Annotated in this window: 23 protein-coding genes; 19 read left to right on the plus strand and 4 right to left on the minus strand. The window is 42.2% G+C overall.

The annotated features are described in order from the left end of the window. Positions 1-108: 108 nt before the first annotated feature. Both RWX26_RS03770 and RWX26_RS03775 read right to left on the minus strand, forming a co-directional pair. Complete coding sequence (locus tag RWX26_RS03770; RefSeq protein WP_314579338.1) at positions 109-2,070, minus strand: family 20 glycosylhydrolase; 1,962 nt, start codon at positions 2,068-2,070, stop codon at positions 109-111. Positions 2,071-2,149: 79 nt separating this feature from the next. Beyond that, the gene (locus tag RWX26_RS03775) at positions 2,150-2,587 is read right to left on the minus strand and encodes a DUF3284 domain-containing protein (RefSeq protein WP_314579340.1); all 438 of its coding nucleotides are present in this window, start codon (positions 2,585-2,587) and stop codon (positions 2,150-2,152) included. A gap of 371 nt (positions 2,588-2,958) precedes the next feature. Between RWX26_RS03775 and RWX26_RS03780 the strand changes: the two genes are divergently transcribed. The 4 genes from RWX26_RS03780 to RWX26_RS03795 are packed head-to-tail and all read left to right on the plus strand — an operon-like array spanning position 2,959 to position 6,302. Continuing rightward, positions 2,959-3,291, plus strand: a complete 333-nt coding sequence (locus tag RWX26_RS03780; RefSeq protein ID WP_002895529.1) for a PTS lactose/cellobiose transporter subunit IIA — start codon at positions 2,959-2,961, stop codon at positions 3,289-3,291. Next, the gene (locus RWX26_RS03785) at positions 3,288-3,578 is read left to right on the plus strand and encodes a PTS sugar transporter subunit IIB (RefSeq protein WP_002895527.1); all 291 of its coding nucleotides are present in this window, start codon (positions 3,288-3,290) and stop codon (positions 3,576-3,578) included. Before RWX26_RS03780 ends, RWX26_RS03785 begins: the two co-directional genes overlap by 4 nt. 13 nt (positions 3,579-3,591) lie before the next feature. Beyond that, positions 3,592-4,899 (plus strand): PTS transporter subunit EIIC, encoded by a 1,308-nt coding sequence (locus RWX26_RS03790; protein WP_314579344.1) that lies wholly within the window; start codon positions 3,592-3,594, stop codon positions 4,897-4,899. Then, a complete protein-coding gene (locus tag RWX26_RS03795) occupies positions 4,896-6,302 on the plus strand; it encodes a glycoside hydrolase family 1 protein (RefSeq protein WP_033179156.1) in 1,407 nt (468 codons plus the stop codon). Before RWX26_RS03790 ends, RWX26_RS03795 begins: the two co-directional genes overlap by 4 nt. 47 nt (positions 6,303-6,349) lie before the next feature. On the opposite strand, the gene RWX26_RS03800 is transcribed toward RWX26_RS03795, so the two are convergent. Further along, positions 6,350-6,550 carry a 4-oxalocrotonate tautomerase gene (locus RWX26_RS03800; RefSeq protein ID WP_223310287.1) on the minus strand — a complete coding sequence of 67 codons (201 nt, stop codon included), beginning with the start codon at positions 6,548-6,550 and terminating at the stop codon, positions 6,350-6,352. A gap of 105 nt (positions 6,551-6,655) precedes the next feature. Between RWX26_RS03800 and RWX26_RS03805 the strand changes: the two genes are divergently transcribed. From RWX26_RS03805 to RWX26_RS03845, 9 genes are all read left to right on the plus strand, one after another. Beyond that, positions 6,656-7,228 (plus strand): thymidine kinase, encoded by a 573-nt coding sequence (locus RWX26_RS03805; protein ID WP_002897586.1) that lies wholly within the window; start codon positions 6,656-6,658, stop codon positions 7,226-7,228. A gap of 35 nt (positions 7,229-7,263) precedes the next feature. After that, positions 7,264-8,343 (plus strand): peptide chain release factor 1, encoded by a 1,080-nt coding sequence (gene prfA / locus RWX26_RS03810; RefSeq protein ID WP_314579351.1) that lies wholly within the window; start codon positions 7,264-7,266, stop codon positions 8,341-8,343. After that, positions 8,343-9,173: a peptide chain release factor N(5)-glutamine methyltransferase gene (gene prmC / locus RWX26_RS03815; protein ID WP_314579352.1), complete on the plus strand. Its 831-nt coding sequence runs from the start codon at positions 8,343-8,345 to the stop codon at positions 9,171-9,173. The genes prfA and prmC overlap by 1 nt, the downstream gene beginning before the upstream one ends. Next, the gene (locus tag RWX26_RS03820; protein ID WP_002897582.1) at positions 9,166-9,756 is read left to right on the plus strand and encodes an L-threonylcarbamoyladenylate synthase; all 591 of its coding nucleotides are present in this window, start codon (positions 9,166-9,168) and stop codon (positions 9,754-9,756) included. The genes prmC and RWX26_RS03820 overlap by 8 nt, the downstream gene beginning before the upstream one ends. A gap of 46 nt (positions 9,757-9,802) precedes the next feature. Beyond that, on the plus strand, positions 9,803-11,065 hold the full coding sequence (gene glyA / locus RWX26_RS03825; RefSeq protein WP_314579357.1) for a serine hydroxymethyltransferase: 1,263 nt from the start codon (positions 9,803-9,805) through the stop codon (positions 11,063-11,065). Between the two features lies 1 nt (position 11,066). Next, positions 11,067-12,041, plus strand: coding sequence for a nucleoid-associated protein (locus tag RWX26_RS03830; RefSeq protein WP_002913572.1), 975 nt, complete (start codon positions 11,067-11,069; stop codon positions 12,039-12,041). After that, entirely contained in the window at positions 12,041-12,643 is a 603-nt protein-coding gene (locus RWX26_RS03835) for a lysozyme family protein (RefSeq protein ID WP_048773437.1), read from the plus strand. The genes RWX26_RS03830 and RWX26_RS03835 overlap by 1 nt, the downstream gene beginning before the upstream one ends. A 114-nt stretch (positions 12,644-12,757) precedes the next feature. Beyond that, positions 12,758-13,612 carry an alpha/beta hydrolase gene (locus RWX26_RS03840; protein WP_314579365.1) on the plus strand — a complete coding sequence of 285 codons (855 nt, stop codon included), beginning with the start codon at positions 12,758-12,760 and terminating at the stop codon, positions 13,610-13,612. 278 nt (positions 13,613-13,890) lie between these two features. Next, positions 13,891-14,871: a DUF1002 domain-containing protein gene (locus RWX26_RS03845; protein WP_314579368.1), complete on the plus strand. Its 981-nt coding sequence runs from the start codon at positions 13,891-13,893 to the stop codon at positions 14,869-14,871. A gap of 87 nt (positions 14,872-14,958) precedes the next feature. Here the strand turns inward: RWX26_RS03845 and guaA are convergent, their stop codons facing one another. After that, positions 14,959-16,521 (minus strand): glutamine-hydrolyzing GMP synthase, encoded by a 1,563-nt coding sequence (guaA, locus tag RWX26_RS03850; RefSeq protein ID WP_314579370.1) that lies wholly within the window; start codon positions 16,519-16,521, stop codon positions 14,959-14,961. Positions 16,522-16,759: 238 nt separating this feature from the next. Here guaA and RWX26_RS03855 point away from each other — a divergent pair, with 238 nt between their 5' ends. The 6 genes from RWX26_RS03855 (at position 16,760) to RWX26_RS03880 (ending at position 21,140) form a co-directional block, all read left to right on the plus strand. Continuing rightward, the gene (locus tag RWX26_RS03855) at positions 16,760-17,458 is read left to right on the plus strand and encodes a GntR family transcriptional regulator (RefSeq protein WP_002895508.1); all 699 of its coding nucleotides are present in this window, start codon (positions 16,760-16,762) and stop codon (positions 17,456-17,458) included. A 152-nt stretch (positions 17,459-17,610) separates the two neighbouring features. Beyond that, positions 17,611-17,943, plus strand: a complete 333-nt coding sequence (locus RWX26_RS03860) for a putative DNA-binding protein (protein ID WP_032907526.1) — start codon at positions 17,611-17,613, stop codon at positions 17,941-17,943. A gap of 2 nt (positions 17,944-17,945) precedes the next feature. Then, a complete protein-coding gene (locus RWX26_RS03865) occupies positions 17,946-18,161 on the plus strand; it encodes a hypothetical protein (protein ID WP_004191299.1) in 216 nt (71 codons plus the stop codon). A gap of 28 nt (positions 18,162-18,189) precedes the next feature. Further along, positions 18,190-19,764, plus strand: a complete 1,575-nt coding sequence (gene ffh, locus RWX26_RS03870) for a signal recognition particle protein (RefSeq protein ID WP_314579372.1) — start codon at positions 18,190-18,192, stop codon at positions 19,762-19,764. 78 nt (positions 19,765-19,842) lie between these two features. Then, positions 19,843-20,643 carry an alpha/beta hydrolase gene (locus RWX26_RS03875; protein WP_314579373.1) on the plus strand — a complete coding sequence of 267 codons (801 nt, stop codon included), beginning with the start codon at positions 19,843-19,845 and terminating at the stop codon, positions 20,641-20,643. 53 nt (positions 20,644-20,696) lie between these two features. Continuing rightward, complete coding sequence (locus RWX26_RS03880; RefSeq protein WP_314579375.1) at positions 20,697-21,140, plus strand: MepB family protein; 444 nt, start codon at positions 20,697-20,699, stop codon at positions 21,138-21,140. The last annotated feature ends 17 nt before the right edge of the window (positions 21,141-21,157 follow it).

Raw genomic sequence — 21,157 nt, forward strand, 5'->3', positions numbered from 1 at the left:
GTCCAGTAACCTGATGTCTAGAAATTTGTAGTTCTTTTTGAATTGGATGATTCTGACTCCGAATAAACTTCGCTCTTTCTACCTGATAGCTTGAAATAAGCCTCAAGTTTAGTGATAATAGGCAATTTGATCAACAAAAATTTGACAATCTTTATTAGCTTCTGTTTGAACCTCTACATTCTTCAATTCCTTTTCTGGATAAGGATTTTGGATTGGAAAGGCAAAGAAAGTCTGGCCGTCTTTTTGATAAGGTTTGGTGCTAAGCGAGACTTCAAATAATTGCTCATCTACCTTATAGATGGGTTCGCCAGGTAGAGGGTTAGTATTGGTAGACCGTTCCCAGTTAACACTTGTTTTGCCAATGTTTTCTCCAAAGATAATAGGAACAGTAAACTCGGTTTGATCAGTATAGGTTAGTAGGATATTTCCGATTTGATAGGTTTCCATTTCAGGGAAGACACCGTCCACAAACCATTGGTATTCCACAAAATAGTCTGTAGCATAGCCAACTTCAATCCAGCTAGGGTGCGCCAGTGCTTCAAGACTGCGCGTGTGGTTCTGAAGGTCGGGATAGTGGTAATGGAAGAGATAAGATAAGGTTTTATCACGGATAGTTGCATAGTCTTCATCACGATAGTCATGATTCCAAAACATCTCGTAAGCATAGGCCAAGCCGAAGAAAATGACATTTCTCTGCAGGATCACCTCGTTTAAGGTACTCCAGTTGGAGATGATAGCTCCCTTGCTCCCCTTCTTCAAATGCTCAGCCCAATGCGGAAAGAGATAGCCTTCAAAATTACCATAACGGATACTAAAGCCTTCTTCTAAAACTTCATCTTCCAGTTTTTCATCCAAACTCCAGAGCCAATGGAGAATTTCGACATCTTTGGGAATCTGGTGAATGGCCTGCCAGGTTGCCGGCATGATGCCAACTTTTTTGCCTGTATCTTTTTTGAACTGGGGAGTGTACATGATGATTTCTGCTCCACCAAAAGGCCCTGCATCAGGAACGATAGCGTTTTTCAGTAACTTGTCTCCCCAAATCATGGTTCGGACATTTTTCTGCTTGAGATAGTCATAAATCTTGATAATGTCTTCTGCAAAGATGTCTGCTCCAGCCTTCCCTTTGCAACGCTCACACATGGCAATTGAATAGTATTCATCATGTCCGACATTGATGACTTCAGGTTCAAAGACCTCAATGATTTCATCCAAAACATCAAAGAGGAGTTCATAAGAGTCAGGATTTGATGGGCAGTAAGTATCCGGATAAGGATCTTCAGGGATTTCTGCAATTTCTGGGTGGCCAAGCATCAAATAATCGCAGTGACCGAGGGATGGCACTTCAGGAATCACCTCAAAAAATCGTTCCTTGCAGTAGAGGACCAGATCTTTCACATCATTTTGACTTAGAAACTCCCCGTCACCATTCTCCATGTGAATGGCATTCTTATACCAAGGGAAGGTATAGTCTTGGATTTCTTTGGTCTTGCCAGAGTATTCAGCCATATCAGCACAATATTTAATCCACTCTTGATTGATTTCAGGGTGTTTTTTATATTCCATAGCACCGCCGATTTCAATCATAATCGTATTGTACTTGAAAAAAGCAAGCATATCCACAAATTGCTTGAAGAAATCCATATTCTTACGAGACGGTAAAAAGATCTTGAGGCCACGCTCAGAACAGACGGGTTCGTCGTAGGCCAAGCCATAAGGCATGTAGCCATCCTGTAACATTTGGATAATTGAAATGGCCCCATAAAATAAGCCACGCTGGGACAAGGCATAAACGAAAATGCCGTCTTGAGCAACCTTTACGATGTGCGCTTCAGGGTTGGATGGATAGGGAAGTGAAAAGGACAGCATGACCTCTTGTCCGACTTCTCGGGAAATCCCTTCTATGAAATGAATGGCAGGGAAAGCCAGCTGGCCATCATTTCTTGCTTTTGGATGAGCCAGTAAAGTGTCGGTCAAAATAGGAAGTGGGCTAAATATTTGAGTTTCTTTAGTGAAATAGCGACCGTTGTTTTCTTGTTTCCAATATTGAGGTGTGATGCCTTGTTTCATAATCTGCTCCTTGAACTATCTGAATATCTGCAAGTCATAAATCTGGGCGCAAAAAGAAGGTATGAATCGGATTTGCTTGTTACTGAGTTTTCTCTTTTCTAGCCTTCTCGATTTCGCCTTGAATCTTATAAAGATTTTCCGAAAGACGACCAAAGTAGAGTAGCTCCCCCATCCACTTGATGAGCTTGCTTTTTGAATTTTTTGTCAATTTATTTTGTTCTTGTTCTAGTGTAACCTCCAGCCCTTTTGCGCAAGGCTTGGTCTTGTAGGAAGTAATCGTTTTTTCACTGTGGGACGAGATTTGAATGACGTAGGTTTCATGGCGACGATAGTCCAGAATCTCATAATCAGTCTTAGTATAGACATTGTCTGACAATTTTGAGTAACGAAGTCCTTTCTTTAACCTATCTATCTTTTTTGTTTGATTGTCAGCTTGATTGATTTGATTCAGAAACTCGCTTTCCAAAAAGTCATAAAATTCGTTTGAAGTGACTTGGAGTTCTCTAATAATCTTCATAAATTAAGTATATAATAAGCCCTTGTGGAAAGTAACCCCTTTAGGGAAATGAGACGGTTTTTAGTGCTTTTTTATACTCTTTAGCTTTGTGTTATACATTATCATAAAAAACGATTATTTTTTATACACTAATTTTACGATAGGTTCTAAAATATATTAAGGGAACAATTTAAAAATAGCGAGTGCCAGCAGTAAAGCACGCAAGAAACGATTGCTGTAATTTTTTTATAACAAATTGAGTATGAATGGCATTTGAAAATGGATACACTAAGCTAGAAAACTGTATATCAAGAAAATCTAAGCGCTTTTGACAGTAGAATAGAGCTATAGTAAACTGTGGGTAAGAAGTCAACTGGAAAGGAGGAGCTTGTATGGAAGAATGGAATAGTTCAGCAGAGATTATTGCCATGTCCTTAATTGCTAATTCTGGTGCAGCCCGATCCTTAGCTTTTGAAGCACTTAAAAAAGCAAAACTAGCAGAATTCGATGCAGCTAAGGAATTAATGGATGAGGCAAATAGTGTTATTTTAAAGGCCCATCATTCCCAAACAGATTTATTGCAGGAAGAGGCACAAGGAAACGGTCATCAGTTGAGTATACTGCTTGTTCATGCGCAAGACCATTTTATGACCAGTCTTTTGGCCATTGACCTTATCACTGAGATGATTGAGCTGTATTCCAATCGAGAAGGAGAAAGACAATGAAAATCTTATTAATATGTGCGGCTGGTATGTCCACGAGTATCCTGATGAAAAAAATGGAGCAATATGCAAATGACCAAGGCATTGACCTCGATATCAAAGCGGTCGGATTGATGGACTATCAAGATTATGCTCAGGAATATGATGTGATTTTATTAGGTCCTCAGGTCTCTTATAAACTTGATTCGGTCAAAGAGACAGTATCAAAACCTGTTGCCACCATTCCAGCTATGGATTATGCAATGGGAGATTGTAAGAATATCTTTCAATTAATTAAAGCAATATCTTAAGGAGGTTTTTCTAATGGAAAAATTCTTTAACAGTAAATTTATGACCAAACTTCAGGAAATTGGTTATAAACTGGCCAACAATGTGTTTATACAGTCTTTACAAGCTGGATTAGGATCTCTCTTGGGATTGATTACCGTGGGTTCCTTATTTCAAGTCTTAGCTGCAATTGGAAATGAAACAGCTCTAGGCTGGTTCAAAACAGGGGATGCAGTGTATAATACATTGACCTTGCCTTTCCGCTATTCGATGGATTTTATCTCTATCTGGGTTGCTATCTTCTTTGCTTATCATTATGCTAAGAATTTGAAATTGAAATCTCCTATTATGGCCGCGGTTGATACAGCAGTTACTTTCATGCTGGTAGCAGGAGCTTTTGTTGATACTGAAAAATTCTCCGGACTACAGTTAGACTATCTTGGGTCACAAGGTATGTTCATCAGCTTCTTCATTGTCTTTGTAGTCGTACAGATTGAAAAATTCTGCTATGAAAAAGATATTAAAATTAAGATGCCAGATGTAGTGCCACAATTTCTTCAAGATAGTTTTGGTTCTATTTTGCCAGTATTTTTCTCCATTACTCTCTTTCTCTTACTGAATGTTGGTATTGGTGCTTTGACAGCAGGAGCTTACAACGTTCCGTCTGGTTTTATGGCTCTCTTACGGGCACCGCTTGGCGCTGTATCATCTGTACCAGGGATTGTGATGCTTTGTATGTTAGCGCTGGTTCTTTGGTGCTTCGGTATTCATGGTACCCTCATCATTATTCCAATCATTTCTCCACTTGGGATTCAAGCGGCAACGACCAATGCTGCTCTTCATGCGAACGGTCAGCCAATGCAATTCTTCCCAGTCTTACTCTACACTTCCATGGCTTTAGTTGGTGGTACAGGAAATACCTGGGCCCTGGTCCTGATGGGCTTGCGCTCAAAATCCAAACAAATTAGTGCCGTTTCTAAGATTTCGCTCATTCCTGGGTGGTTTGGTATCAATGAGCCGGTAACGTTTGGTATGCCAATTATGTTCAACCCAATTCTTTGTATCCCTTATGTACTCAATGTGCCAATTATGATGATCTTGACTTATTTTGCTTACCAAACAGGCTTTATTATTCCTGCTTGGATAGTGGTTAGTGCACAGTTGCCAATGGGATTCAGCAACTACTTGACAACCCTTCGTTGGCAAAACTTTGTTTGGGACTATATCTTGATTTTACCAGCTATGTTAATCTACTATCCATTCTTCAAGAAATATGAAGAGCAATTGGTTAAGCAAGAAGCTGAAATGGAAGCTCTAGAAGCCAAAGGAGGTGCAGCAGCTTGATTGATGTGACAAAATTTTCCAGAGACTTTCTCTGGGGATCGGCTTCAGCTGCCTATCAAGTTGAAGGAGCTTGGGATGAAGATGGTAAGAGCCTATCTATATGGGACGTCTTTGTTCGCCAGCCTAATAGGACTTTTAAAAACACGACTGGCGACGTGGCAGTGGACCATTACCATCACTATAAAGAAGATGTTAAACTGATGGCAGAAATGGGTCTGAAAGCTTATCGTTTTTCTATTGCTTGGACCCGTATTTTGCCTGAGGGACGAGGAGAGGTCAATCAGAAAGGGATTGAATTTTATTCAAATCTGATTGATGAACTTCTCAAATACAATATTGAACCCATTATCACAATCTATCACTGGGATTTACCTCAAGTACTGCAAGATGAGTACGGCGGTTGGGAATCCAGAAAAATAATTGACGATTTCCTGTATTATGCAGAGGTTCTCTTTGAAAACTTTGGAGATCGAGTGAAATATTGGATTGGACTCAATGAGCAAAATGTCTTTGTTGGACTAGGTTATCGGGATGGTCGTTTTCCACCAGGAATCAAAAATATTCAGTTAATGCATCAGGTAAATCACATTGTCAACTTGGCTAATGCAACGATTATCAAACGATTCCATGATTTGAAAATAAAAGGTCAAATCGGTCCAAGCTTTGCTTTTCCTGTCCTCTATGCTCTGGATAATCAGCCAGAAAATGTCCTAGCCATGGAGAAATCTTTGGATGTCAATGTTTGGTATTGGATGGATGCTTATTTATTAGGACGTTATCCAAGGACAGCTCTAGCTTATTTGAAAAATCAATTCGGTATAGAATTAGATATCCGAGAAGGAGATTTAGATATTTTAAAAGCTGGCCGTCCTGATTTCGTAGGCGTCAACTATTACCAATCCCATACTTTTGCTGCTAATGTTCCGAATGCTGAAGCTGGAGAGCCGGACCAGTTTAAGCATGTGCAAAATGAACACTTAGAGCGTACCAGCTGGGGATGGGAAATAGATCCAATTGGTTTACGGATAGCTTTGCGACGGATTACCAGCAGATATGATATTCCAATTATGATAACTGAAAATGGGCTAGGAGAGTATGACACCTTAACAGAAGATAGAAAGATCCACGACCCATATCGGATTGAATATCTTGATAACCATATTACAGCTGTACAAAATGCCATCGAAGATGGTTGCCAAGTCATCGGCTATTGTACTTGGTCTTTCACAGATCTACTTTCATGGCTCAACGGCTATGGCAAGCGCTATGGATTTGTTTATGTAGACCGTGATGAGGAAGAAGGAGGTAGTCTAGAGCGGATTCGAAAAGATAGTTTTTATTGGTATCAAAAATTAATTAAAGAATTTGAGAGCAAAAGAGAGAATAGTAGGACTCATTCATAGAAAAAAGTCAGCAGTTTATAAGGATATAAACTGCTGACTTTTCTTTTTTATTTTTCTCGCATTTGACCTTGTGGGAAGTAGGTTCCTTCTGGCATGTCGTTAATGATGACATGGACAGCAGACTGAGGTGCGCCAGTATTTCTGACAACGGCTTCAGTTACTTCCTTGGCAAGAGCTTTTTTCTGCTCCAGAGTACGACCTTCAAATAAATCAATTCTAACAAATGGCATATTTTCTGCCTCCTTTATTTCGTTATTATTATTTTATCATAAATGAGGTTTTAAAGAGTAGTAAATTATGGTAAAATAATGTGAAGTAAAAATGGAGATAATGAATTAGCAAAGATTTAAATTATGGCTCAGTTATACTACAAATATGGTACGATGAATTCGGGTAAGACTATTGAAATTTTGAAAGTGGCCCACAATTATGAAGAACAAGGCAAGAGCGTGGTTATCATGACCTCGGCTGTTGACACCCGCGACGGCTTTGGTGTTGTTTCTAGTCGCATCGGCATGAAGCGGAATGCTATAGCTATTGAAGACCAGACGGATATTTTTGGCTATATCCAGCAGTTGCCTGAAAAACCTTATTGCGTTTTGATCGATGAGGCTCAGTTCTTGAAACGCCATCATGTCTATGATTTGGCTAGAGTGGTGGATGAGCTGGATGTTCCTGTTATGGCTTTTGGTCTGAAGAACGATTTTCGCAATGAACTCTTCGAAGGCTCCAAGCACCTCTTGCTCTTGGCTGACAAGATTGAGGAGATTAAAACCATTTGCCAATATTGCTCTCGTAAGGCCACCATGGTTTTACGGACTGATAACGGAAAGCCGGTTTATGATGGTGAGCAGATCAAAATTGGCGGCCACGAGACATATATTTCAGTTTGCCGCAAGCACTATTTTAACCCCGACATTAAGTAATCCAACGATAGAAAAAAGGAGATGATGAAAAATCTATGAACATCTATGAACAGTTACAAGCGGTTGAAGATCGCTACGAAGAGCTTGGTGAACTCCTAAGCGACCCTGATGTAGTCAGCGATACCAAGCGTTTTATGGACCTTTCTAAGGAAGAAGCCAGCACCCGCGATACAGTGACGGCATATCGCGAGTATAAAAAAGTCCTGCAAAACATCACAGACGCTGAAGAAATGATAAAAGACGCCTCTGGTGATGCTGACTTAGAAGAAATGGCCAAGCAGGAGCTCAAGGATGCTAAGGCTGAAAAAGAAGAATACGAGGAAAAACTAAAAATCCTTCTTTTACCTAAGGATCCAAACGATGATAAGAACATTATCCTTGAAATCCGCGGGGCTGCAGGAGGAGACGAAGCGCAGTTGTTTGCAGGAGACCTCTTGCAGATGTATCAAAAATATGCTGAAAGCCAAGGCTGGCGCTTCGAAGTCATGGAGGCTTCTTATAATGGTGTAGGTGGGATAAAGGAAGTGGTCGCTATGGTCTCAGGCCAGTCGGTCTACTCAAAGCTTAAGTATGAATCTGGTGCTCACCGCGTACAACGGGTTCCTGTAACCGAGAGCCAAGGTCGCGTTCACACCTCAACAGCAACTGTCTTGGTGATGCCAGAAATCGAAGAAGTCGAATACGACATTGATCCTAAAGATCTGCGAGTGGACATCTACCATGCTTCAGGTGCTGGCGGACAGAACGTCAATAAGGTTGCGACCGCGGTTCGTATTGTCCATCTACCAACCAATATCAAGGTCGAAATGCAGGAAGAGCGGACCCAGCAGAAGAACCGGGATAAGGCTATGAAAATCATCCGAGCTCGTGTAGCAGACCACTTTGTTCAAATCGCTCAAGATGAGCAAGATGCAGAGCGCAAGTCTACGATTGGTACAGGTGATCGCTCAGAGCGGATTCGCACCTATAATTTCCCGCAAAATCGAGTGACAGATCACCGTATCGGCTTGACCTTGCAAAAGCTGGACACGATTTTAGCTGGCAAACTGGATGAAGTCGTTGACGCTCTGGTTCTCTATGACCAAACGCAAAAACTAGAAGAGCTGAATAAATAATGACATTAGCTCAATATTTGCTGCAGCTAGAGCAAGAGCTGGTAGCAGCTGGAGAAGAAGCAGAAAGCCTGTCTTTCGTTTATAGGGCTCTTAATAAGCTCTCCTTTACCGACTTTGTTCTCAAACTTAGGGCAGAAGTAAGTCAAAAAGACCGTGACCAGCTAAAAGCTATTCAAGAGCAGCTGCTTGTTCACAAGCCAGCCCAGTATATCATTGGCAGCAGTGACTTTCACGGCCTGACTCTCAAGGTGGATGAGCGGGTTCTGATTCCAAGGCCTGAGACGGAGGAGCTAGTGGAGCTGATTTTGTCAGAAAATCTCGAAAGTTCTCTGTCTGTCTTGGATATCGGAACGGGTAGCGGAGCCATTGCTCTGGCACTGGCAAACAGCCGTCCAAACTGGCAGATTACTGCTTCTGATCTCTCGGATGATGCTCTTGCCTTGGCAGCAGAAAACGCTCAGTCCTGCGAACTTAACCTTGCTTTTGTCCAATCCGATTGCTTGGATTCGATTCAAGGAAAATTTGACATTATCGTCTCCAACCCGCCCTATATTTCAGAAGCAGATAAAGACGAAGTTGGACTCAATGTTTTGACCTCAGAGCCTCACATGGCCCTCTTTGCTGAGGAAGATGGCTATGCCGTCTATCGGAAAATAGCCGAGCAAGCAGGAGACTATCTGACAAAAAAAGGAAAAATCTATCTGGAAATTGGTTACAAGCAAGGAGATGGCATCAGGGAGTTGCTGGAAAAAAACTTCCCTCAAAAACGAATCCGAGTCCTGAAAGATCAATTTGGCAAAGATAGAATGGTGGCGATGGACAATGGATAAGATAGAAAAGACTCTGGTAGCAGGTGGAGCGGTTGTCCTGCCGACAGAAACTGTTTATGGCCTCTTTGCTCAGGCTTTAAATGAAGAGGCAGTTGAGCGAGTCTACGAATTAAAACGAAGACCTCGTGACAAGGCTCTTAATCTCAATGTGGCTAGCATAGAAGAGATTTATGCTTTTTCTAAGAACCAGCCCAGTTATCTGAAGCAACTCTATCAAGCCTTTCTGCCTGGGCCGCTGACTATTATCCTCCAAGCCAATGACCGAGTGCCGACTTGGATCAACTCAGGTATGGAAACTGTGGGCTTTCGGATTCCTAAGCATCCGGTTACGCTTGACTTGATTCGCAAGTACGGTCCCTTGATTGGTCCATCCGCCAATCTTTCTGGAAAAGCTAGTGGAACTTCTTTCCAGCAGATTATGATGGATTTTCAAGAAGAGATCTCAGGTGTAGAAGATGATGCATCTTTGACAGGTCAGGATTCAACTATTCTGGACTTGTCTGGAGAAAAGGCACTCATTTTACGCCAAGGGGCAATCACGCGCGAGGATATTCTCGCCCAAGTAAATGATATAAATTTTTAACTTTAGGACCTAAGGTCCTATTTTCGCAAAAGAAGGGAGACACCTTATGATTTTTGACCAAGAAAACTACAAAGCATTTGACCCAGAGATTTGGGAAGCAGTTGCCAAAGAAGAAGAACGTCAGCAGCATAATATTGAGCTGATCGCTTCAGAAAATGTCGTTTCTAAAGCTGTCATGGCTGCTCAAGGTTCTATTTTGACCAATAAGTACGCTGAAGGCTACCCAGGTCGCCGTTACTATGGTGGGACAGATGTAGTGGATGTGATTGAGAGTCTGGCAATTGAACGCGCCAAGGAAATTTTTGGTGCCAAGTTTGCTAATGTTCAGCCTCACTCAGGCAGCCAGGCTAATTGTGCAGCTTATATGGCTTTGATTGAGCCAGGCGATACAGTTATGGGCATGGATCTGTCTGCTGGCGGTCACTTGACTCACGGTGCATCAGTCAGCTTCTCTGGTCAAACCTATAATTTTGTATCCTATAGTGTTGATCCTGAAACAGAATTACTGAACTTTGATGCTATCCTCCAGCAAGCCAAGGAAGTGCAGCCTAAGCTGATTGTGGCTGGGGCTTCAGCCTACTCTCATATCATTGACTTCTCAAAATTCCGTGAAATCGCTGATGCAGTAGGTGCCAAGCTTATGGTAGATATGGCTCACATCGCTGGCTTGGTTGCTGCAGGTCTCCATCCTAGCCCTGTTCCTTATGCAGATATCACAACCACGACAACCCACAAGACCTTGCGTGGTCCTCGCGGCGGCTTGATTTTGACAAATGATGAAGACCTAGCTAAGAAAATTAACTCAGCTATCTTCCCGGGCATTCAAGGCGGACCATTGGAGCATGTCATTGCAGCCAAAGCGGTGGCCTTTAAAGAAGTGCTTGACCCAGCTTTCAAGGTTTATGCTCAGCAGATTTTGGACAATGCCCAAGCTATGGCTCAAGTCTTCCGTCAGCATGATAAGTTCCGTGTGATTTCTGACGGTACTGAAAATCACCTTTTCTTGGTAGATGTTACTAAGGTTGTAGAAAATGGAAAAGTAGCACAAAATCTCTTGGATGAGGTTAATATTACCCTTAATAAAAACTCCATTCCTTACGAGACTTTGTCACCGTTTAAGACTAGCGGCATTCGTATCGGTACAGCAGCTATTGCAGCTCGAGGCTTTGGTGTAACAGAAAGTATCAAGGTAGCCGAGCTTATTATCAAGGCTCTGGAAAACGCTGAAAACGAAGCGGTGCTGAACCAAGTGCGGGCGGAAGTGCGCGAATTGACGGACGCTTTTCCACTCTATGAGGGCTTGAACTAAGATGGATATTTACGTTAAAAAAGCGATTATTCATCAATTCAGCCCAGCTGATACCGAACTACTGCTGGCGGATAAGTTTCTCAACATCACTCCTAAGATTGAAGAGTACCTGCGCAAGAAGATTGAACGGGTCTATTCTGACGATGCTAAAACAGGTGTTTTCGATCCCGAAAACGTCTTTTTAGCCCAGCTTTCAGACGACTTACTGGAAACATCAGTGACAGTGGCCAAGCTTTGGCAGGAGGAGTTTTCTGTCAGTGAAAACCAGAAAACCAACGATCTGATTTTTGTCCAGTTTGACAAAGAAGGTGTGGAACACTTCGCTTTTCTGCGGATTGCTCTGCGGGAAACTCTTACTCACTTGGGTGGTGAGGTGGACAATCCTATCAAGCTGACGCAGAATAATCTGCCTGGCTTTGGTACGGGTGCGGACGAGGCTTTGGTCATCAATCTCAAATCTCGCAAGTACCATCTGATTGAAAAACGCATCAAGTACAACGGTGCCTTTCTCAATTATATGTCAGATAATCTCTTGCAGGTCAGTCCGACAATCTCAGCCAAGAAATCAATTAAAGCGCTTGAGAAGACTGCTCAAAAAGTTGCCGAAAGTTTTAACAAAGACGATTTCCAGTTCCAGTCCAAGGTCAAATCCAGTATTTTCAAAAATCTGGAAGAAAATGACGAACTGTCGCCTGAGAAACTGGCCGATGATCTTTTTGACAGCAATCTGACTGCCCGACTTACCTTTATTGACCAAGTCAAGGAAGCTATTCCTGAGCCAGTCAAGTTTGATGAGATTGACAGCAGCCGCCAGAAGAAAAAGTTCGAAAATCAGAAACTCTCCCTTTCAAATGGAATTGAGCTTATCGTTCCCAATAATATCTATCAGGACGCAGAGTCTGTAGAGTTTATCCAGAACGACAACGGGACCTATTCTATTTTGATTAAGAACATCGAGGATATCCAAAATAAATAATGTTTAAATTTCTAAGAAGACTGATTTTAGTCCTTTTCGTGCTCTTTGCTGGCTATAAGATTTATCAGGTTCATCATGATGTCAAGCAAGTCATGAAGTATCAGACTTTGGTCAGAGAAGTGCTGGACGAACAGGACACGGCGGCCAATGAAGAATTGGTACTGGCCATGATTTATACAGAAACCAAGGGAAAAGATACTGATGTCATGCAGTCCAGTGAAAGCGCAACTGGCCAGACCAATGCTATCACGGACAACAAAGAAAGCATTCGCCAGGGCGTTCAGACCTTGTCTGATAACCTAGAGTTAGCCAGCGAGAAAAAGGTGGATGTTTGGACAGCAGTACAAGCCTATAATTTCGGTCAAGCCTATATCGACTACGTCGCTAAAAACGGTGGTGAAAATACGCTGGAGCTGGCCAAGAAATATTCAAAAGATATAGTAGCGCCAAGTTTAGGAAATGTAACTGGCAAGACCTACGGCTACTATAACCTGATTTCAATTTTCCACGGTCCAGAGCTCTATATCAACGGCGGCAATTATTATTATTCCCGTCAGGTCAAGATGAACATGCACATCATGCGCCTCTTAAAATGGTTTTAGAAAGAAGTAGTTAAGCTTCTTTCTTTTTTGATGGTGAAGTAATAATCCAGATATTTGTAACCATGATAGATACATGATATAATTTTGTACATCTATCATAAAAAGGAATGAAAAATGAATAAGAAACTTGGTTTTAAGCTCCTGATTCTGGTCTTGGTGACAATTGCCGGTCTAACAGCTTTTTACAACCATAAAGAAGCCACTAGCCTCAATACAAAACAATTTGTGCAGTCAACAACGCCGACCTTGTTTTTCCACGGTTTTGGATCCAGCTCTAATGCTGAAAATCATATGACAGAGGCAGCCAAAAAGGCTGGAGTCACTCAGACAATTATCACAGCAAATGTCAGTAAAAACGGTCAAGTAAGCTTATTAGGAGAGATACCGAAAGGTGCTATCAATCCCATTATCAAGGTAAACTATGAAGATAACCGCAATGCCGACTACGCGCAAGACGGCAAATATGCAGCAGCTGTGATTCGCAAGCTACAAGAAACTTATGGCTTTGATAAGATGAATCTGGTAGGCCATTCGATGGGGAATATGTCCATCCTCTTTTATATGCTGGAGAACGGTCAGGATGAAAAGCTGCCCGAGCTGCATAAGCAGGTCAATATTGCCAACCATGTTAATGGCCTGGAAGGAAGGGACTTGCCTGAAGATTTGAGAATCCTAGACGACCAAACTGGCCAGCCTAGTGCTATGAGCCAGACTTATCAAAAACTACTGGGATTACGAGAAGTATATCCACAAGAGCAGGTTGATGTTCTGAATATTTATGGTGATTTTAAAAACGAATCTGATGGCTCCGTACTCAATACCTCTTCCCGCAGCCTCAAATATCTCTTAGTTGAGAATGCTAAATCTTACCAGGAAAAGAAAATTACAGGTCAGTTGGCTCAGCACAGCCAATTGCATGAGAATCCAGAAGTAGACGAATTACTGATAGACTTCCTTTGGAAAAAGTAGAAAAGAGCAGTTACTGGCAAGCAAATCCAGTGACTGTTTTTTCTTTGAACTTCTTTGAGAAATGTTGTAAAATGTATCTATTATCTCAAGCCCTTAATGGATGAGATAATAATAACTCCATCATTGCAGCAACTTACCTGAAGCACTCTGAACATCAAAAGGAGCGAAAATCACAAGCTCAAGAAACAGAAATTCGAGGCAGTCAGATAGTAAGTTTGCTCTATAAAAAAAGCTATAGAATTTGGGAAACTATAGCAGGAGGAAAAGAGGAAAAAAATATGAAATTCAAAAAAACTTTAATGACAGCAGGAGCCTTGCTGGCTACTCTGTTTACTGTATCGACCGCAGCTGCCGATTCAAATGTTCAGAAAGTCATTGATGAGACTTACGTGCAGCCTGAGTATGTCCTGGGTTACTCCTTAGATGAGAGCCAAAAACAGCAGACCTTGCAGATGCTTGGCTACAATTCATCCAGCGACAGCAAGCCACTTAAGACCATGACACCGGAAGTCTACTCTAAAATCATGGATGTTGCTAACGACCCTAGCCTGCAGCTTTATTCTTCGGTAAAAATCCAGAAGTTAGGCAGCAATAAACCATTAGAGGTCAAAATTGTCACTCCGCAAAACATCACCAAGGTTACAGAAGATATGTATCGCAATGCGGCTGTTACTCTAGGGGTTCAGCACGCGCAGATTACCGTTGCTGCACCGATTCCGGTAACAGGTGAGAGCGCCTTGGCAGGGATTTACTACTCTCTGGAAGATAATGGTGCGACCATTCCTCAGGAAAATAAAAACCTAGCGCAGGAAGAACTGGCTGCCCTTTCTGGTATCAATGCTGAAAATACAGGTAAGGAAGGCTATGACGCAGATAAGCTCAATGTAGCCCTAGCTGATATCAAAGCGGCTGTCGCCAATGCTAAGAAGAACAACAGTAATCTGACAGCAGATGATGTCCGTAAGATTGTTGAAGAAACCTTGAAAAACTACGGTCTGACTCAGTCAGTGACCAGTGACCAAATCAACCTCATCGTGAATTTCGCTATCAATCTTTCAAACAGTGGAGTCATTACAGATTCTGACTTTACAAAGACACTTAGTGACTTGAAAGACAGCATCGTTTCAAAAGCAGGGGATACCTTTAACAATATTAACCTCAACTTTGATGCAAACGGCCTCCTTCAAGAAGGCGGTAATTTCTTTTCTAATATTTGGAATGCCATTGTCAACTTCTTTAAAGGATTGTTTGGCGGTTAATCTCAAGACTATATAAAACAAGGCTGGGACTAAAATGTCCTAGCCTTGTTTGTTTTTACAGTTATCATTTAAAATAAGATTTGCTTTTTACTCCCACTCTACAGTTGCAGGTGGTTTGCTGGTGATATCGTAGACGATGCGATTGACATGGTCTACTTCATTAACGATACGAACAGAGATCTTTTGCAGAATATCCCAAGGAATCTTGGCAAAGTCAGCTGTCATACCATCGATAGAAGTGATAGCGCGAATCGCAATTGTGTAGTCGTAAGTCCGGCCGTCTCCCATGACCCCAACAGATCGGACGCCAGTATTAACAGTAAAGTATTGCCAGATGTCGCGGTCAAGACCAGCTTTGGCGATTTCTTCGCGGAGAATAGCATCAGATTCGCGGACAGTTTCTAATTTTTCCTCAGTGATTTCTCCCATAACGCGAATAGCAAGTCCTGGGCCTGGGAACGGTTGGCGCCAGACAATTTCATCAGGCATACCAAGCTCGGTACCCAAAGCACGCACTTCGTCCTTATAGAGCGTGTTCAGTGGCTCAATCAGCTCAAACTGCATATCTTCAGGCAGACCACCAACATTATGGTGAGACTTGATAGTCTGAGCAGTGTCGGTACCGGATTCGATAACGTCTGTATAGAGCGTTCCCTGAGCCAAGAATTTTACATCTTTCAGTTTGCTGGCTTCATCATCAAAGACATAGACAAACTCGTTTCCGATGATTTTACGTTTTTGTTCTGGATCTGAGACACCGGCTAGTTTATCAAGGAAACGCTTAGCAGCATCTGCCTTAATGATATTCAAACCAAATTTGCCGCCCAGCATATCCATGACCTGATCTGCTTCGCCTTTACGCAAAAGACCATGATCCACAAAGATACAGATTAGTTGATCGCCGATTGCTTTCTGCAAGAGAACACCGACAACAGAAGAGTCTACACCGCCAGAAAGTCCCAACAGCACCTTCTTGTCACCAACGGTTTGGCGGATTTTTTGAATTTCCATGTCAATGAAGTTATCCATAGACCAGTCGCCTTTAGCTTCACAAATATTCAGAGCAAAGTTGCGCAGGATATCATAACCAAACTCTGAATGACGAACCTCAGGGTGGAACTGAATGCCATAGATTTTCTTAGTTGGATTTTCAATAGCTGCAAAAGGACAGTCAGCAGAAGTGCCAGTACGGACAAAGTCAGCAGGAATCTCAGTTACTGCATCTCCGTGGCTCATAAGAACTAACTGTCTTTCAGGCGTACCGTTGAAAAGGCTGGAATTAGCGGTATGTGACAGAGTTGACTGACCGTATTCACGATTTCCAGCATGACCAGCAGGGACAACCTTGCCGCCTAGCTTGTGAGTCAAGAGCTGCATACCATAGCAGATTCCCAAAATCGGGATTCCCAACTCAAAGATTTCCGGGTCAATATCAAAGGAGCCTTCTTCATATACAGAATTCGGACCACCGGAAAGGATAATCCCGACAGGCTGGATAGCACGGACTTCGTCAGCGGTAATCTTGTGGCTCTTGAGCTCAGAAAAAACACCAATTTCACGAATCCGGCGTGAAATCAGCTGATTGTACTGGCTGCCATAATCAAGCACGATGATCTTTTCGACATCTTGCAATTCAGTTCTAGTTGTCATCTGTTCCCTTTCTTAAAAGAAGTAATCTTTTCCCCTCATTTTATCACAAAAAAGGAATTTTTCCAAGGTAATAAGGAGCAAGAGTGATGAAAAAACGAGTATGAGTCTTTATTTGGCTAAACTGCTAGAATCTTGATAAAAGCGAGCATTTGAGAGCTGATCTCTATCATTTAGTTTGACATTTGAAGTATTTGGTACTAAAATAAAGGAAGGTACCAAATAAGAAAGAAGAGTCAACATGTTGCCCGCATATATCAAAATTCATGATCAGATTAAGAAAGACATTGACGATGCCGTTTGGGAGATTGGGGAACGCCTGCCCAGTGAGCGAGATCTAGCCGAAACCTTTAAGGTCAGCCGTATGACCCTGCGTCAAGCTATCACACTCTTGGTTGATGAGGGAGTGCTAGAGCGTCGAGTCGGTAGTGGCACCTTCGTTGCCAGTACACGTGTTCAAGAGAAAATGCGCGGCACCACCAGCTTCACAGAAATCATGAAGGCGCAAGGCAAAACGCCATCCAGTCAGCTTATTTCTTATCGGCGTACCCTGCCGAGTGAGCAGGAAGTGGAGAAGCTAGGCATCCATAAGACGGAAAATGTCATTCGGATGGAGCGGGTTCGCTACGCTGACGATTTGCCGGTGGTCTACGAGGTGGCTTCAATTCCAGAGAAGTTCATTAAGAATTTCAAAAAAGAAGAGGTGACTAGTCATTTCTTCCAGACCTTGCAGGAACACGGCTATAAAATCGGCAAGTCTCAGCAGACTATTTATGCTCGGCTGGCTAAGGAAAAAATCGCCAATTACCTCGATATTCCCCGCGGCCATGCCATCTTAGGACTGACTCAGATTTCTTACTTTGACGACGGAACAGCTTTTGAATATGTAAAAAGCCAGTATGTCGGTGATCGTTTTGAATTTTATTTGGAAAACAATTAATAGCTACAAAACTCTTGGTTATCACTAAGAGTTTTTAACTTGTCTTTTACTCGGCAGAAAAAGCTGATTGACCTTTTGCAATCTCATATTTCGAGTGTTTATTTCCCTTGTCAGACTAGAGTTTATCATGCTTTTCTGGTATAATGTTTCTTATGGAAATTGAAAAAACAAACCGAATGAATGCTCTCTTTGAGTTTTATGCGGCACTTTTGACTGACAAGCAGATGAACTATATCGAGCTCTACTATGCGGATGATTACAGTCTGGCAGAGATTGCTGAGGAGTTTGGTGTCAGCCGTCAGGCCGTTTATGATAATATCAAACGGACAGAGAAGATTCTGGAAGACTATGAGAAAAAGCTGCACATGTACTCGGACTACATTGTCAGAAGTCAGATATTTGACCAGATTACAGAGAAATACCCTGACGACAGCTATCTTCAGGAGCAGATCGGGATTCTGTCTGGTATTGACAATAGGGAGTGACCATGGCTAAACAAGTAATCTACAAGGGAATGTCTTGCTGGTTGTTAGAGTTGGAAGAATCTTTTCCTGCCAGGGTACAAATCATCTCCCCTGACGATCTTTCTAAGGCAATGCAAGAAGGCTTCAGCTGCTGGGGCTACCCAAATGAGATTATGAAAGAAGTCTCTGCTGAAGAATATGCTTGTTTAACACGTTTTGGAAAATTTCCACTGAATTGATTGAATTAGAAACTAGGAGAAATAAAAAATGGCATTTGAAAGTTTAACGGAACGTTTGCAGAACGTCTTTAAAAATCTGCGCAGAAAAGGAAAAATCTCAGAGAACGATGTCCAGGAAGCAACCAAAGAGATTCGTCTGGCCCTTTTAGAAGCCGACGTAGCCCTGCCAGTCGTCAAAGACTTTATCAAGAAAGTCCGTGAGCGCGCTGTCGGTCATGAGGTTATCGACACCCTCAATCCAGCGCAACAAATCATCAAGATCGTTGACGAAGAGCTGACAACTATCCTGGGCTCTGATACTGCTGAGATTATCAAGTCACCAAAGATTCCGACTATTATCATGATGGTTGGTCTGCAAGGGGCTGGTAAGACCACCTTTGCTGGTAAGCTTGCTAATAAGCTCAAGAAAGAAGAAAATGCTCGTCCGCTTATGATTGCGGCGGATATTTACCGTCCAGCAGCAATTGATCAGCTGAAAACACTTGGACAGCAAATTGATTTACCTGTCTTTGCTTTAGGGACCGAAGTTCCAGCTGTTGAGATTGTCCGTCAAGGTCTGGAGCAGGCAAAAGCCAACCACAATGACTATGTCCTGATTGATACGGCTGGGCGCCTTCAGATTGATGAAAAGCTCATGCAGGAGCTGTCAGATGTCAAAACGCTGGCTAATCCGAATGAAATCCTCTTGGTTGTCGATGCCATGATTGGTCAGGAAGCGGCTAATGTCGCTCGTGAATTCAACAGTCAACTGGAAGTGACCGGGGTTATCCTGACTAAGATTGATGGCGATACTCGTGGCGGTGCTGCCTTGTCTGTCCGTCAGATTACTGGTAAGCCTATTAAATTTACTGGTACCGGTGAAAAAATCACTGATATCGAAACCTTCCATCCAGACCGTATGTCCAGCCGGATTCTGGGCATGGGGGACATGCTGACTCTGATCGAAAAAGCCTCTCAGGAATACGATGAGAAAAAATCGCTTGAAATGGCTGAAAAGATGCGGGAAAACACCTTTGATTTCAATGATTTTATTGATCAGTTGGATCAGGTACAAGGCATGGGACCTATGGAAGACTTGCTCAAACTGATTCCAGGTATGGCCAATAATCCTGCCCTCAAGAATATCAAAGTGGATGAGAAAGAAATTGCCCGCAAGCGTGCCATTGTATCCTCTATGACACCGGCTGAGCGTGAAAATCCAGACTTGTTGAGTCCTAGCCGTCGCCGTCGTATTGCCAATGGTTCGGGTAACAGCTTCGTTGATGTCAATAAATTTATCAAAGACTTCAATCAAGCTAAGCAGATGATGCAGGGCGTTCTGTCAGGCGATATGAGCAAGATGATGAAGCAAATGGGTCTCAATCCAAACAACATGCCTAAGAACATGCCTGGTGGCGGAGGAATGCCCGACATGTCAGCTCTGGAAGGCATGATGGGCCAAGGCGGTATGCCAGATATGTCAGGCTTAGGAGGAGCCGGCATGCCGGATATGAGCCAAATGTTTGGTGGCGGCCTCAAAGGGAAGGCTGGAGAATTTCTAATGCGTCGCAGCATGAACAAAATGGCCAAGCAAATGAAGAAAAACAAGAAGAAGCGGAAGTAATAACAAAAAAACAAGTCGCATAACTAAGTTTTATGTGGCTTGTTTTTGAAAATATCAGATTCAGATACGGAGACTAGAATGAAGCCTTTTTTGACTCAATTGATTCATCGACTTGCTAAAACCTTTCAAAAATTATTGAATAAGCTGCCTAGCCACCCTATTTCTCATCTACCTGCCAGCAAGGTCGAAATGAGTCCTATTATCATGATTCCAGGTAGTTCGGCGACAGAGAATCGATTTAATCGAATGGTTAAAAAGCTCAACCGCAATCAGCATCCACGTCATAGTCTGGTCCGTATTAAAGTATGGAATGACGGACACATGACTTACCGAGGGCATTTGAAGCGCAAGGATAGAAATCCCATTTTTGTGGTTGGCTTTCAAAATAATCGTGATGGTTACGAAAATATCAAGAAGCAGGCGGCTATGTTTGATGCTGCCTTGACTGTTTTGCGAGAGAAATATTCTTTTGACAGCTTTAAGGCGCTAGGGCACTCTAACGGTGGCCTAATTTATACAGTATTCCTGCAGCAATACCTGGCAAACCATTCTGGGTTGAAGATGGAAAAGCTCCTGACTATTGGCAGTCCTTATAATCTGAACAAGAAAAATCTCAATCATCGAGTTGCGATGCTAGATGACTTTGTAGCCAACCAGGGAAAACTTCCTAAGAAGCTGCAGCATTTGTCAATTTTGGGAATCTTTTTCCGAGATGGTGACGGAATTGTCCATAAAAGCAGTGTAGAGGCCGGGAGTTTGATTTACAAAGGAAAGATTGCTTCACACAGAGAAGTAGTCGTCGTAGGCAAGGATGCTCACCATTCTTCCTTGCCACAAAATGAACAGGTAGTTGTTTTGATTAAAGAGTTTCTATTCTAGTAATTATCTTACATAATTTAATTTTGGTAAACAATTAGAAAGGCGATAAAACAATGAAAATGACAGACATTCTTCATAGGTATTATGGTGACTTTGATCTGATAAATGAAAAATGGAATGAAGACTATGAAAGCATTTTGATTAAGCTAAAGGATGATCAAGAATATAAAAGATGCCGTTTGGCAAAGAAAACACCTAAAAAAGAAGGCTACTTTACAGTCTTTTGGAAAAAAGACCAAGACAACAAGAATATTCCTTATACTGATAAAGACTTGGGTAATGAACTGGTTATTGTCGTCATCGACGACCGTCATTGCGGTATATTTATCATTCCCAAAGAGGTGGCTATCAGTAAAAAAATTCTTTCTACAAAAGATTGTAAAGGAAAGATGGCTATGCGTTTTTATCCGTCCTGGTGCACACATTTAAATAAAACAGCTCAGGCAACACAAAAATGGCAACTGGATTATTTTCAAAAAATCGAATTAGAAGAATAAGTTTCAGGTAAAACAAG

This window comes from uncultured Streptococcus sp., from assembly GCF_963536705.1.
Lineage (GTDB): Bacteria > Bacillota > Bacilli > Lactobacillales > Streptococcaceae > Streptococcus.